Annotated in this window: 11 protein-coding genes; 5 read left to right on the top strand and 6 right to left on the bottom strand. The window is 71.0% G+C overall.

Annotated features, from left to right (window positions below):
* Nucleotides 1–40: 40 nt before the first annotated feature.
* Genes DDZ18_RS06465 through DDZ18_RS06455 form a run of 3 tightly spaced genes read right to left on the bottom strand, consistent with a single transcriptional unit; the run spans nt 41 to nt 2,688 of the window.
* On the bottom strand, nt 41–1,342 hold the full coding sequence (locus DDZ18_RS06465) for an MFS transporter (RefSeq protein WP_109252557.1): 1,302 nt from the start codon (nt 1,340–1,342) through the stop codon (nt 41–43).
* Nucleotides 1,339–2,052, bottom strand: coding sequence for a lysophospholipid acyltransferase family protein (locus DDZ18_RS06460; RefSeq protein WP_109252556.1), 714 nt, complete (start codon nt 2,050–2,052; stop codon nt 1,339–1,341). Before DDZ18_RS06460 ends, DDZ18_RS06465 begins: the two co-directional genes overlap by 4 nt.
* Nucleotides 2,053–2,076: 24 nt before the next feature.
* Complete coding sequence (locus DDZ18_RS06455) at nt 2,077–2,688, bottom strand: TetR/AcrR family transcriptional regulator (RefSeq protein WP_109252555.1); 612 nt, start codon at nt 2,686–2,688, stop codon at nt 2,077–2,079.
* A 355-nt stretch (nt 2,689–3,043) separates the two neighbouring features.
* Here DDZ18_RS06455 and DDZ18_RS06450 point away from each other — a divergent pair, with 355 nt between their 5' ends.
* Together DDZ18_RS06450 and aspS are read left to right on the top strand one after the other, a co-directional pair.
* On the top strand, nt 3,044–4,693 hold the full coding sequence (locus DDZ18_RS06450) for a DUF885 family protein (RefSeq protein ID WP_109252554.1): 1,650 nt from the start codon (nt 3,044–3,046) through the stop codon (nt 4,691–4,693).
* A 95-nt stretch (nt 4,694–4,788) separates the two neighbouring features.
* Nucleotides 4,789–6,603: an aspartate--tRNA ligase gene (gene aspS / locus DDZ18_RS06445; RefSeq protein ID WP_109252553.1), complete on the top strand. Its 1,815-nt coding sequence runs from the start codon at nt 4,789–4,791 to the stop codon at nt 6,601–6,603.
* A gap of 15 nt (nt 6,604–6,618) precedes the next feature.
* Here aspS and DDZ18_RS06440 read toward each other — a convergent pair whose 3' ends face one another.
* Together DDZ18_RS06440 and DDZ18_RS06435 are read right to left on the bottom strand one after the other, a co-directional pair.
* On the bottom strand, nt 6,619–7,830 hold the full coding sequence (locus DDZ18_RS06440) for a pentapeptide repeat-containing protein (RefSeq protein WP_109252552.1): 1,212 nt from the start codon (nt 7,828–7,830) through the stop codon (nt 6,619–6,621).
* Nucleotides 7,831–7,887: 57 nt separating this feature from the next.
* On the bottom strand, nt 7,888–10,416 hold the full coding sequence (locus DDZ18_RS06435; protein ID WP_109252551.1) for a TSCPD domain-containing protein: 2,529 nt from the start codon (nt 10,414–10,416) through the stop codon (nt 7,888–7,890).
* A 211-nt stretch (nt 10,417–10,627) separates the two neighbouring features.
* On the opposite strand from DDZ18_RS06435, the gene DDZ18_RS06430 reads away from it, so the two are divergent.
* From DDZ18_RS06430 to DDZ18_RS06420, 3 genes are read left to right on the top strand one after another with little or no spacing between them, the layout of a single operon-like run.
* On the top strand, nt 10,628–11,035 hold the full coding sequence (locus DDZ18_RS06430; protein WP_109252550.1) for an NADH:ubiquinone oxidoreductase subunit NDUFA12: 408 nt from the start codon (nt 10,628–10,630) through the stop codon (nt 11,033–11,035).
* A 6-nt stretch (nt 11,036–11,041) separates the two neighbouring features.
* Nucleotides 11,042–11,494: an outer membrane lipid asymmetry maintenance protein MlaD gene (gene mlaD / locus DDZ18_RS06425; RefSeq protein ID WP_109252549.1), complete on the top strand. Its 453-nt coding sequence runs from the start codon at nt 11,042–11,044 to the stop codon at nt 11,492–11,494.
* A 43-nt stretch (nt 11,495–11,537) separates the two neighbouring features.
* A complete protein-coding gene (locus DDZ18_RS06420; RefSeq protein WP_109252548.1) occupies nt 11,538–11,990 on the top strand; it encodes a DUF2155 domain-containing protein in 453 nt (150 codons plus the stop codon).
* Here DDZ18_RS06420 and aat read toward each other — a convergent pair.
* A complete protein-coding gene (gene aat, locus DDZ18_RS06415) occupies nt 11,957–12,607 on the bottom strand; it encodes a leucyl/phenylalanyl-tRNA--protein transferase (RefSeq protein ID WP_109252547.1) in 651 nt (216 codons plus the stop codon). The genes DDZ18_RS06420 and aat overlap by 34 nt on opposite strands.
* Nucleotides 12,608–12,614 lie beyond the last annotated feature (7 nt).

Genomic DNA, 12,614 nt, shown 5'->3' with positions numbered 1-12,614 from the left:
TCCATGTAGCGGGCCGCGACGGGATTGGCGAGGGGCGGCTTCAGGCGGCCGCCTCGCGCGCCCGGACGATCATTCGCCAGGCGAAGAACAGCCCCGCCGCCAGCGATCCGGCCGAGACGAACACGAAGGCCGCGTGCACCGGCAGGCCGGTGCGGGCGAGCACGAACAGGACGAAGGGTCCGAGCGTGGCCGCCGCGCCGTTGAGAACGCCGCTGGCGGCGAGCAGTCGGCCGCGCCGCTCGGGATCGGCCCGGCGCTGGGTCATGGCCTGCAGGGGCACCAGGAACAGCCCGCCCGAGACCGCCGCCATGAACAGGTCGATCAGGATGCGCCGGTTCGCCGGGTCGTTGACGAACGCGCCCACGCCGGCGAGCTCGCCGGCCGGCGTCCAGCCGGCGGTGTAGAGCGCGATGTCGGCGGGAAAGATCACCAGGCCCGCCGCGCCGACCACGGTGAAGATCAGCGCGTCCTCGCCGCGATTGAGCGCGCCGCAGGCGAGCGCGCCTGTGACCGCGCCGAGCGTGAACAGGACCTGGAAGACCGCCACGACGCTTTCATCCGCGCCGAGCACGTTGCGCGCGAACAGCGGCAGCACGGTCAAAACGGCCGCGCTCATCATCCAGAACCACGCCACGCCGGCCGCCGGGCGGAACACGTCCCGGGCCCGCCAGAGGAAGGCGAGGATTCGTCCGGTCTCCACCACGATATTGGCGCGGATCTTCAGGGTCGGGTCCCAGGCGGGCGCCGGGACGCCCTGGCGCATGCCCAGCCAGCCCAGCACGGCCATGGACACGAGGATCGCGCCGACGACATACGGGCCCCAGACCTGGGTGATCAGAAGCGTGGCGCCGATGGCGCCGGCGAGGATCGCCACATTGATGGGGCCCGACATCAGGGCGTTGGCGGTGACCAGCTCGCTCGGCTGGAGCAGGGTCGGCATGGCCGAGGTGCGCGCCGGGATGAAGAAGGCGGTCTGCACGCCCATGAGGAAAAGCACGCACAGCAGGACGAAGGGCCGCTCGAAGATGAAACCGACGGCCGCGGCGGTCATCAGGAAGATCTCGGCGAACTTGAGCACGCGCATGATCATGGTGCGGTCGAACCGGTCGGCGACCTGTCCGGCGACCGCGGAGAACAGGAAGATGGGCAAGGTGAAGATCGTCGCCGCGATCGGCGTCATCTGCTCGGGCGGCAGGTCGAAGACGGTCAGGCCCTGATAGGTGGCCAGGACCACCAGCGACCAGCGGAAGAGATTGTCGTTGAAGGCGCCGAAGACCTGGCCGATCCACATCGGCAGATAGCGGCGCTGGCCCATCAGCGAGACGGCGAGCTTGAGGCTCATTTCAGGCCCTCCCTGACCAGCGCGTCGGTGCGCGTCTCGACCGCCTCCTCGAGCCGCGCCATGAAGGCCTCCTTGTCGAGGCCCGGCGGGATCGGTTCGAGGAACTCCAGCGTGACCCGGCCCGGCGTCTTGCGGAAGGCCTGCCGGTCCCACGCCAGGCCCAGATTGGTCGCCACCGGGACGCAGGGCCGATCGAGCGCGGCGTAGAGATGGAACACGCCCTTGCGGTAGCGGTGCTTCTCGCCGGGCGCGGAGAGATGGCCCTCGGGATAGATCAGCACGTCGCGGCGGTCGGCGCGCAGGCGCTTCACGCCGTCGGCCATGCGCGCCTTCGCCTCCTCGCCGCCGCCGTTCGACAGGACGATCGCGCCGGCCTTGTCGAGGATCCGGCCGATCAGCGGAAACTTGTAGAGATGGTCGCCGGCGACGAAGCCGAGCTGCTCGACGGTGGCGAGCATCGAGAATCCGTCGCCCCAGGACTGGTGCTTGGCGGCGATGACGCAGGGCTCGGCGGGCAGGTTCTCCCGTCCGCGCACTTCGAGGCGGACCCCGGCGACGTAGCGCAGCAGCGCCACGATGGACGAGCCGTAGAGCCACAGCCCGAAGCCCAGCGCGCGCTTGCCCGGAAGCAGCGCGAGCAGCGTGCAGACGAGCGCGAAGACGACGGTGGCGAGCCAGTAGGCGGCGTGGAAGAGGGCGGAGCGGATCATCGCGAGTCTCCTTTACGTTCGCGCTCAGGCCAGCCGCAGCACGGCCGCGGCGGCGGCGGCGAAGGCGTCGCTCTTGGTGACCAGGGCGGTGTCGAAGCGGCCGACCATGCGGTGGGCGGCGGGCTGCAGCACGACGCCCAGCGCCGCGGCGGTGCGGATCTCGGGATCGCCCGGGGGCAGGTCGCCGTCGTCCATGGCCTGTTTCACGCGCGCGGCGATCAGGCCGACCGGGTCGGGCCGGTCGGCGCGGGGCTGCGCGCCGAAGCGGTGCATGTGGGTGAGGTGGTAGGAGAACAGCGCCGGGTCGTCGTCGGCGGCCTCGCAGTAGACGCGGACCACGCGGTTCAGCGCGTCGTCGAAGCCGGCGGCCTCGTCGATCGCGGCGCGGACCAGATCGAAGATCCGCCGGTGGATCGTCTCGAACAGCGCGCCGGCGAGCGCCTCCTTGCTCTCGAAATGCCGGTACATCGCGCCCTGGGACAGGCCGGCGGCGGCGGCGATGTCCTTGATCGAGACGCCGTCGACGCCGTGCTCGGCGAACAGCTGCAGCGCGGCGCGTTCGATGCGCGCGCGCGCCGTCCCGTCGACGCCGGTCACGCCGCGAACGGCGTCCAGATCGAGCGTGCTCTTGTCCATGCGCGTCTCCTTCCCGTTCGTCCGGCGTCCGGGCCGGGCGCCCGTCCGCCGCGTCGCCGCGCGCTACGCGACGCGGCTCCGGCTCAATGAGTGAACGTTCATTCACTACGAGGCGGGTTTAAACCAGATGCGTGCGCCGAGGTCAAGTGAGTGAATGTTTACTCATTACGGGACTCGGCGTCGCGTGGGCGCACGCCCCGCACGCCCCGCACGCCCCGCACGCCCCGCACGCCACGCATGGCGCGCATGGGACTCACGCCGCGCACGGGGCGCGGGCGGTCGAGCCGGGTCTTGACGCCGTCGCGCCGCCGGGGTCGGCTGATCGCGACGATGACCGCGGAGAGGGGCGTCAGCGATGCGGGTCTGGATTTCGGTGATCGCGGCGGCGGCGTCCGTCCTGGCGGCGAGCGGCGCCGCCATGGCGGGACCGCCTGCGGGAACAGGTAGTTACGAGGATTTCGTCGCGCTGTTCCTCGAGTTCGAGACCTGGGGTCAGGACGATCCCCTGATCGATCGCGATGGGGGCGGGATCGCGGTGGCCGACTATTCCGACGCCGCCGTGGCCGCCCGGATCGAGACCGTCGACGACTATCTCGGGCAGATGGCCGATATGAATGTGGCGGCGTGGGACCGCGCCCGTCAGGCGGAGTATCTCGCCGTGCGCGCGCGCATCGATCAGCATAATTTCTGGCTGCGGGCCTCGCGGCCCTTCGAGCGCGATCCCGGCTTCTATGTCGACCCGCTGCTGTGGCTCACCTTCACGGAGCTGCCGGCTGAAGGCGAGGCGCTCGCCCGCCTGCGCGCGCGGCTCGCCGCCGTGCCGGCGCTGCTCGAGGCCGCCCGGACCAATCTCGACGCGGCGGCGGCCGATTACGCCGATCTCGCCCTGCACAATCTCACCACCGCCGACGGCGTCGGCCACGGCCATCCCTACCGGGAGACCCCGCCGGCCGGCGTCATCGGCTGGTACGAGGACCTGCTCGCGCGCGCCGAGGCGGAGCAGCCGGCGCTCGTCCCCGATATCGAGGCCGCGCTGGCGGCGGTGCGCGCCTTCCGCGACTGGCTGGAGGCGAACCGTCCGGACATGACCGCGGCCGCGGGCGTCGGGGAGGCGCGGTTCGACTGGTATCTCGAACACGTCAAGCTGATGCCCTGGACGGCCTCCGAGATCGTCGCGCTGGGCGAACGCGAGCTCGACCGGATGTCGGCCTTCCACGCGCTGGAGCGCCATCGCAATCGCGACCTGCCCGAGCTCGAGCCCGCCGCCTCGGCGGAGGAATACCGCCGCCGCATCGCCGAGACCGACGCCCGGGTCCGGCGCTTCCTCGAGGACGAGGACATCATCACCATCCCCGACCATATCGGCGCGCTCGATCACAACGTGCCCTGGATCGTCCGGCCGGGCGGGTGGAATTTCTGGGAGGAGGTCCAGTATCGCGACCCGACGCCGGACCATCTTCACGCCGTCATCCCCGGTCATCGCTTCGACGGGCGCATGGTGGTCGACCATCCCGTCCGCGGCCGCATCGGCGACGGCGCGCGGATCGAGGGCTGGGCGACCTATCTCGAGGAGGCGATGCTGCAGGCGGGCCTTCTGGACGATCGGCCGAGAACGCGAGAGCTCATCTACATCTTCGGGATTTTCCGCGCAGCCCGCGTGCCCGCCGATGTCTGGCTGCAGACCAACGAGATGACCGTCGACGAGGCCGTCGCGTACTGGCGGTCGGTCACGCCCTATCTCGACGCCGACGTCGCCCGGGTCGATGCGGAGATCTATCTGCGCCGGCCGCCGGGCTATGGCCTGGGCTACCAGGTCGGGGCGATGCAGATGCAGGGCCTGCTCGCCGACCGGCGCCGCCAGCTCGGCGACGCCTTCTCGCTGCGCGCATTCCACGACTCCTTCCTCGCCCGCGGCCGGCTGCCGATCTCGCTCATTCGCTGGGAGATGACGGGGCTGGACGACGAGGTGCGCGAATTCTGGGACCGCGAGCCGATTCCCGAGTGAGCCGGACGAACGCCCCGCCTTGACATCCGGGCGCTTCCGTCGCCTTTTCCCGCCGCGAACCCGACCCGGCCCAGTTTCACGGAAGCGAAAATTCGATGCACGCCTATCGCACCCACACGTGCGGAGAGCTGCGCAAGACCCATGTGGGCGAGACCGCACGGCTTTCCGGATGGATTCACCGCAAGCGGGACCATGGCGGCCTGCTGTTCGTGGACCTGCGCGACCATTACGGCCTGACCCAGTGCGTGCTCGAACCCGACAGCCCGCATTTCGAGCGCCTGGAGCACATGCGCGTCGAGAGCGTGATCACCGTGACCGGCCGGGTCGTGGCGCGCTCCGATGAAACCGTGAATCCGAACCTGCCCACCGGCGAGGTCGAAATCCGCGTCGACGAGATGGACGTGCAGTCGGAGGCGAAGGAGCTGCCGCTTCCGGTCTTCGGCGAGCCGGAATGGGCCGAGGAGGTGCGGCTCAAGCACCGCTATGTCGACCTGCGCCGCGAGGGGCTGCACCACCGCATCGTGCTGCGCTCGCAGATCATCGACTCGATCCGCCGGCGCATGGTCGAGCAGGGCTTTCTCGAGTACCAGACGCCGATCCTGACGGCGTCCTCGCCCGAGGGCGCGCGCGACTTCCTCGTGCCTTCGCGCCTGCATCCGGGAAGCTTCTACGCGCTGCCCCAGGCGCCGCAGCAGTTCAAGCAGCTGATCATGGTCGCGGGCTTCGACCGCTATTTCCAGATCGCGCCCTGCTTCCGCGACGAGGATGCGCGCGCCGACCGTTCGCCGGGCGAGTTCTACCAGCTCGACATGGAGATGAGCTTCGTCGACCAGGAGGACGTGTTCGCCGCCATCGAACCCGTGCTCCACGGCGTGTTCGAGGAATTCGCCGGCGACAACGCCGTCACGCCCGTCCCGTTTCCGCGCATCCCCTACGAGGAGGCGATGCGCAAGTACGGCACCGACAAGCCGGATTTGAGAAACCCGATCGAGATGGCCGCCGTGACCGAGCACTTCGCGGGCTCCGGCTTCAAGGTCTTCGCGGGCATGATCGAGAAGAACCCCGAGGTCGAGGTCTGGGCCATTCCCGCGCCGCAGGGCGGCTCGCGCGCCTTCTGCGATCGCATGAACTCCTGGGCGCAGAAGGAGGGCCAGCCGGGGCTGGGCTACATCTTCTGGCGCGAGGAAGAGGGCGCCGTGGCCGGCGCCGGTCCGGTCGCGAAGAATATCGGCCCCGAGCGCACCGAGGCGATCCGCGACCAGCTGGGGCTCGCCGCGGGCGACGCGGTGTTCTTCGTCGCCGGCCTCCCGAAGGACTTCGCCGCGTTCGCCGGCAAGGCGCGCGACATGATCGGCGCGGAGCTGGGCCTGTTCGAAGAGGGCGTGTTCAAGTTCTGCTGGGTCGTCGATTTCCCGATGTACGAGTGGGACGACGACCAGAAGAAGGTCGAGTTCTCGCACAACCCCTTCTCGATGCCGCAGATGGATCCCGACGCCTTCATGGCGCTGGAGAAGACCGACGAGAAGGCGCTGCTGTCGCTGAAGGCCTACCAGTACGACATCGTCTGCAACGGCGTGGAGCTGTCGTCGGGCGCGATCCGGAACCATCGCCCCGACGTCATGCTCAAGGCGTTCGAGTTCGCCGGCTACGGCGAGGACGTGGTCGAGGAGGCGTTCGGCGGGATGCTCAACGCCTTCCGCTACGGCGCGCCGCCGCACGGCGGCATCGCGCCGGGCATCGACCGGATCGTCATGCTGCTGGCCGGCGTCGGCAATCTCCGCGAGGTGGTGATGTTCCCGAAGGACCAGCAGGCGCGCGATCTGATGATGAACGCGCCCGCGCCGGCCTCGCCGCATCACCTGCGCGAGCTGCACCTGCGCACGGTCATTCCGGATCAGAAGAAGAGCTGACGCCGCGCGGCGGCGTCAGCCGTCGTCCGGTTCGGCGTCCGCGTCGGGGTCGCCGTCCGGAGCGCCGGCGAGGCCGTTCTCCATGCGCGGAGGCAGCGGCGGCTGCGGCGCCTTGGGAGGGCGCGGAGCGTCGCCGGCGTGGCGCGCGCGCTCGAGCGCATCGGCCTGCTCGAAGATCATTCGGACCGTGTCGCCAAGCTCGGCGCGACGAATTTCCATGCGCCATTCGCGCTCGATTTCGCGCAGCGCCTCGGCGTGCTCGGCCTCCATCTCCTGCGCGGCCGCGCGCAGGCCCTCGCGGGCCGCGGCGAGCGCCTCCTCGTTCCATACCTCGTGGAAGCGATTGTCGTCGTCGAGATTCGCCAGGGCGCGTTCGATCGCCTGGCGCGCGGCTTCGACCTCGGCGCGGCGGGCGGCGACGGAGCCGACCGTCCGCGGCTGCGCGCGTTCGGCGGGGCGCGGTTCGTCCTCCTCGCACCGCGTGATCTCGAGCCCCTGGGGCAGACGCGTGGCGTCGTCCCCGCAGGCCCGCCGCAACATGTCCGCGTTCAGCCCTGACGCCGTGCGAAGGTCCGCTCCCGAGAGGTCGACGAAGACGAAGCGGGCGCCGTTGAGCACGGCGCCGCGAAGGTCGGCGTTCGACAGATCGGCGTGTTCGAAGATCGCGCCGGAAAAGACGGCGTAGCGGGCGTCCGCGCTGTCGAGCGATGCGCGTGTGAAATGGCAGCCGCTGAAGTCGGCGTTCTGGAGATCCGCCCCGTCGAACTCGGCGGCGCGCAGGACGGCGTTGCGGAAGCGCGCGCCGTTGAACCGCGCGCCGGAGGCTTCGAGGGTCATGAAGACGCCGCCGTCGAGGCTGGCGTTCTCCAGCGAGGCCCCGTCCAGGCTGACGCGCTGTCCGCGCACGCCGTCGAGCACGGCGTTGCTCAGATCGGCGTCGTCGAAGGACACGCCCGAGAGCCGGATGTCGATCATGGATGCGTTGGAGAAATCCGCGCCGTCGAGCTCCATGTCCACCAAGCGCGCGCCGAGCAGTTCGGAGTTCGAGAAATCGCTGCCGCTGAAATCGCCGCCGACGAAGTGTCCGCCGGCGAGGTTCGAGCCGCTGAAGTCGCAATCGACGCACTCGCCGCCGATGACGAGCCGGCGATGCGGATCGCCGGCCAGCGCGGGACCGGCCGTCAGCGCCGAAACGGCGAGGGCGGTAAGCAGCCTGACAAGCTTCATCTCCGCATAAGTAGCGGCTCGAAGCGCGGGTTTCGACTTAAAATGCGGTAACGCGCGCTACTGTTCGGGCGGCGGGCCGCTCCAGGAACACGCGTCGCAGCTGAGTTCCGAGCCGGTCTCGATGAGCGTGAAGTGGCCGCAGTCCGGGCAGGGCTCGCCGTAATAGCTCTCGGCCGACGGCGCGGGTTCGGCGCCGCCGGACGCGCCGCCGCCGGGCGAGGAATGTCGCGGCGTCGTCAGCATCACCACGTTGTCGGGCAGCTGGCCGCGCGAGAACCCCTTCGAGATGAACTTGGCCGCGTCCTGCTCGACGGCGAGCTTCTCCTTCTCGACGCCGCCGCCGAGCCCGCCCGGGTCGGACTTGTGCGGGTCGGTCTGCGCCAGGTCGGTGCGGCCGAGATAGGACACGCCCAGCTCGCGAAACAGGTAGTCGAGGATCGAGGTCGCGTGCCGGATCGAGTCGTTGCCCTCGACCGGTCCGGCGGGCTCGAAGCGCGTAAACACGTAGGCGTCGACATATTCCTCGAGCGGCACGCCGTATTGCAGCCCGATCGAGATCGAGATCGCGAAATTGTTCATCAGCGAGCGGAAGGCCGCGCCTTCCTTGTGCATGTCGATGAATATCTCGCCGAGCTCGCCGTCCTCGAACTCGCCGGTGTGAAGATAGACCTTGTGGCCGCCGACGGTGGATTTCTGGATATAGCCTTTGCGCCGGTCCGGCAGCTTGCGCCGGCTGGCCGGCCGCTCGACCACGCGCTCCACCACGCGTTCGACCACGCGCTCCTCGGCGACGAACTCGCGGCGCCCGGAATCGCCGGCTTCGTACTCGATCGTGTTGAGCAGGTCGTAGAGCGCCGCGCCCTCGCGCGCGATGCGCAGCCCGTGCAGGCCGCGCCGCGCCGCCGAAGCGATGATCTCGGCGACCTCGTCGATGGTCGCCGCCGCGGGCAGGGCGAGTTCGAGATCGCACGGCCCGTCCATCGCGGCCTCCACCGCCTCGGCCATCGCGAGGCGGGCGTCCGTCCCGGCTCGCGCGAAGGCGCCGCGCAGCGCGACGGGCAGGGCGGGGCAGTCGTCGAGCCGCCCCGCGCCGTGGACGTGGCGCTCGGCGGCCTCGATATCGACGGGGTCGACGCCGAAGGCTTCCAGAAGCCCCGCGCCGGCGTCCTCGAATCGCTCCGGCGACAGGCCGAGGCGCTCGGCGAAGGCGTCGCCGACCGTCCAGCGGTTGAAGGCGTGGCGCACCGGGGTTCCTTCGACGAGCGCGGCGTTGATGCGCGCGAAGGCGTCGTCGTCCAGGCCGGCCTCGCGCAGCGCCTCCAGCCACGGTGCGTCGAGCCCCTCCAGGCCGCCGGCGCCCAGGGCGTGGCGTTCCGCTGCGATGCGGGACTCGGCGTCGAGCCCGGCCAGGGCGCGCTCCGCGCATGCGGTGAGCGCGCCGGCCTCCGGGCGCCTCGGGCCGATCGGCGGGGCGAGACCGACCGACTCCGCGCCGAGGAAGCTGGCGATCGCCGCGTCGGGCCGCATGAGCCGGACCGGCGCCGGCGAGGCGGCGCGCGCGGCCCCGGCGATCTCCGCGGCCCGCGCGCGGCCGTCCTCGCTGTCATAGGCCAGCCCTTCGCCCAGCAGGGCGGCGGACAGCCCGGTGAGAACGAGCGCGCCGTCATGGCGGGCGGCGAGTCCGCCCCAGAGCGCGGCGGCGTGCTCGAGCGCGGCGAGACCGGGATCAGACGCGATCAGGCGTGCGACGTCGATGACGGCGGCGGCCGGGGCGGCGTCGAAGGACTCAAAGCGGAGTTCCGGCGCGCCATGGCTCCACACCGTCTCGGCGAGGGCGCGGAACAGGCCGCGGGCGCTGGCGCCGTCGACGGCTTCATCCTGTTCGGCGGCGTCGATGAGCGCGGCGTCGAGCCGCAGCGGGGCCGGGGCGGGCGGCGCCGGGGCGAAATCGAGTCCCGGCTCCGGCTCGGTCAGGCCCTGGCGGGCCCGCGCGATGGCGCGCTCGATCATGGGGTCCGGGGCGCCGTCGCGGCGCGCGGCGCGAATGGCTCGGGCGAGCGCGCGATTGCGTCTCGGATCGAAGCACTCCTCGGCCTCGCCGTCGCAGTTGACGCACGCCGACGCGACGGCCTCCAGGCGATCGCGCAGCACGCGCGCGCCCATGTCGGCCGCGGCGCGGCCGGCGGCGGCCTGGTTGATCTGCGCGATCAGCGCTTGCGCGTCCTCGGGGCCGGCCTCGGCCGGTTCGGCCGCAGACGAGAGCGCTTCCCCGCGCCAGAGCGGCGCGGCCGGGGCGGCCTCCCGGGCCAGCATGGAGGCCAGGATCTCGTCGCGCGCCTTCGCGCGGTCGCGCTTGGGAAACGCCTCGGCGAGGCGCGCCGCCAGGCCCCGCAGCGCCTCGTCGGCGTTCAGCCCGACCGCCCCGGACAGGCTCGCCCAGGCCGCCGCGGCGTCATCGGGCCAGTCGGCGGGGATCCGCGCTTCAACCTCCTCGAGCGCGTCCTGCGTTTCCATTCGACGAAGCTCGAACGCGACGCCGTCGAGCGGGTCGGCGCGATCGGCTGTCAGGCGGCGTTCCAGGCTCATGCGGGAGGCTCCTGCGCGGGCGGCGTCGCGAATCAGTCGGCAGGATACCGGGCGCCGGCGCAGGCTGTCGAAGGAAGTCGCGCGTCGCCCAACGTGTGCGGAAAGTCACGTTCCGCGGCCGACCGCTGCTGGATGCGGCGCGCGCTCTGGACCCGCCCCCGGGGCGCAGGCATATAGGGAGCTGAACGGATCAACCGGAAACGGAACCGCAATGCTGGCATTCATCGGCAGACTGTTCGCCTGGTGGGACGGCGCGGCGCTCGGCGCGCTGTGGACGATCCGCCGCGACGGCAAGCTCGTCGGCGAGGACGAGTACGGCAATCGCTACTACGAGGAACGCAAGGCGGGCCGCGGGGCCGAGGGCCGGCCGCGCCGCTGGGTCGTCTACAAGGGATTCGCCGACGCCTCGCGCGTGCCGTCGGACTGGCACGGCTGGATGCATCACACCTTCGATCAGCCGCCGACGGTCGAGCCGCTGCCCCGCCGGCCCTGGGAGATCGATCACAAGCCGAACCTGACGGGCACGCTGCACGCCTACCGCCCGACGGGATCGCTGGCCGGCGAACGCAAGCGGCAGGCGACTTCGGCCGATTACGAGGCCTGGACCCCGGAGGGCTGAGATCCGATGCGAACCGGCGCGCTGCTCGAGACCATCATCGGCTTCATCGTTCTGGCCGCGGCCGGCGCGTTCTTCGCCTACGCCCAGGGCGAACTGGAAGAGGGGCCGGGCCGGGACGGCTATCAGCTGACCGCGCGGTTCAACACCATCGGCGACCTGGCGCGCGGCGCGGAGGTGCGCGTGGCCGGCGTTCCGGTCGGCGCGGTCTCGGCGATCGAGCTTGACGCGCAGACCTATTTCGCGCGGACCGCGCTGACGATCCGGAGCGATGTCGAGATCCCCGCGGATTCGACGGCGAAGATCGCGACCTCGGGCCTGCTCGGCGGGGCGTATGTCGAGATCGAGCCCGGCGGCGACGCCGAGATGCTCGCCGCGGGCGAGGAGATCCGCTTCACCCAGGGCGCGGTCGATCTGATGGACCTGATCGGCGAGACCGTGATGAACGGGAGCGGCGGCTGACCGCCGCCATCACTTCGCCAGATTGCCGGGAAAGCTTCGCTTCATGCTTCGCACCAGCCTGATCCTCCTCGCCGCGCTCGCCGGCCTCGCCGCGGGCCGGGCCTTCGCCCAGGACGCCGCCGAACAGGCCGCGCCCCGGGAGGAGTCGGACCAGGCCGCGGAGATCCCCGAGCGCTCCTCCGAGCCCGGCGCGGTGGCCGTCCTGCGCGGGCTCGACAAGGTCACCGCGCGCACGCGTGATTTCGAGGCTCCGGTGGGCGAGACGGTCACCTTCGGCGCGCTGGACATCACCGTGCGCTACTGCCGCAAGCGCCCGCCCGAGGAGACGCCCGAGACCTTCGTCTTCCTGCAGGTCGACGACCGCCGGACCGACGGCTTCGGCGAGGAGGCCGAGGGCGAGCGCATCTTCTCGGGCTGGATGTTCGCCTCCAGCCCCGCGCTGAACCCGCTCGAGCATCCCGTCTACGACGTCTGGGTGATCGACTGCAGGACCTGAGCCCCGCTCATGCCTTCGGGCATCGCGAAGAAGTCGGCCGGCGCGTCGAGCGCGTCGGCGAGCTGGCGCTGATAGGAATCGCGGGTGATCGTCCGGGCCCCGAAACGCTCAAGATGGCTCGTCGTGAACTGCGCGTCGAGCAGGCGGTAGCCGCCGCAGCGCAGCCGCGCGACGAGATGGACGAGCGCCGTCTTCGAGGAGTCGGTCTCGCGCGAGAACATACTCTCGCCGAAAAAGGCCCCGCCGAGGGAGACGCCGTAGAGGCCGCCGGCGAGCCGGCCGTCGCGCCAGCATTCGACCGAATGGGCGCGACCCAGCTGGTGCATCTCGAGGTATAGCCGCCGGATCTTGTCGTTGATCCAGGTCTCGCCGCGGTCCGGCGCCGGGGCGGCGCAGGCGTCGACGACGGCCTCGAAGCAACGGTCGAGCGTGATGTGGAAGACGTCCCGGCGGACCGTGCGGCGCAGGCTGCGCGGGATGTGGAAGCCGTCGAGCGGGATGACGCCGCGCTCGTCCGGGTCGAGCAGGAAGAGCCGCGGATCGTCGCGCGATTCCGCCATGGGAAAGACGCCGCGCGCATAGCAGGCCGTCAGTTCCTCGACGCCGAATCCCCGCATGCGCGAG

The organism is Marinicauda salina, assembly GCF_003122085.1.
GTDB classification, from domain to species: domain Bacteria; phylum Pseudomonadota; class Alphaproteobacteria; order Caulobacterales; family Maricaulaceae; genus Maricicauda_A; species Maricicauda_A salina.
Note: the sequence above shows the minus strand (reverse complement) of the source record. Positions and strands in the feature narration are given on the sequence as shown.

What these genes read in the sequence shown, in the direction of transcription:
- DDZ18_RS06450 (WP_109252554.1), top strand. Translation starts at nt 3,044, where the DNA reads ATGCGGGTCTGGATTTCGGTGATCGCGGCGGCGGCGTCCGTCCTGGCG.
- aat (WP_109252547.1), bottom strand. Translation starts at nt 12,607, where the DNA reads ATGCGGGGATTCGGCGTCGAGGAACTGACGGCCTGCTATGCGCGCGGC.
- DDZ18_RS06440 (WP_109252552.1), bottom strand. Translation starts at nt 7,830, where the DNA reads ATGAAGCTTGTCAGGCTGCTTACCGCCCTCGCCGTTTCGGCGCTGACG.
- DDZ18_RS06465 (WP_109252557.1), bottom strand. Translation starts at nt 1,342, where the DNA reads ATGAGCCTCAAGCTCGCCGTCTCGCTGATGGGCCAGCGCCGCTATCTG.
- DDZ18_RS06460 (WP_109252556.1), bottom strand. Translation starts at nt 2,052, where the DNA reads ATGATCCGCTCCGCCCTCTTCCACGCCGCCTACTGGCTCGCCACCGTC.
- mlaD (WP_109252549.1), top strand. Translation starts at nt 11,042, where the DNA reads ATGCGAACCGGCGCGCTGCTCGAGACCATCATCGGCTTCATCGTTCTG.
- DDZ18_RS06455 (WP_109252555.1), bottom strand. Translation starts at nt 2,688, where the DNA reads ATGGACAAGAGCACGCTCGATCTGGACGCCGTTCGCGGCGTGACCGGC.
- aspS (WP_109252553.1), top strand. Translation starts at nt 4,789, where the DNA reads ATGCACGCCTATCGCACCCACACGTGCGGAGAGCTGCGCAAGACCCAT.
- DDZ18_RS06430 (WP_109252550.1), top strand. Translation starts at nt 10,628, where the DNA reads ATGCTGGCATTCATCGGCAGACTGTTCGCCTGGTGGGACGGCGCGGCG.
- DDZ18_RS06420 (WP_109252548.1), top strand. Translation starts at nt 11,538, where the DNA reads ATGCTTCGCACCAGCCTGATCCTCCTCGCCGCGCTCGCCGGCCTCGCC.
- DDZ18_RS06435 (WP_109252551.1), bottom strand. Translation starts at nt 10,416, where the DNA reads ATGAGCCTGGAACGCCGCCTGACAGCCGATCGCGCCGACCCGCTCGAC.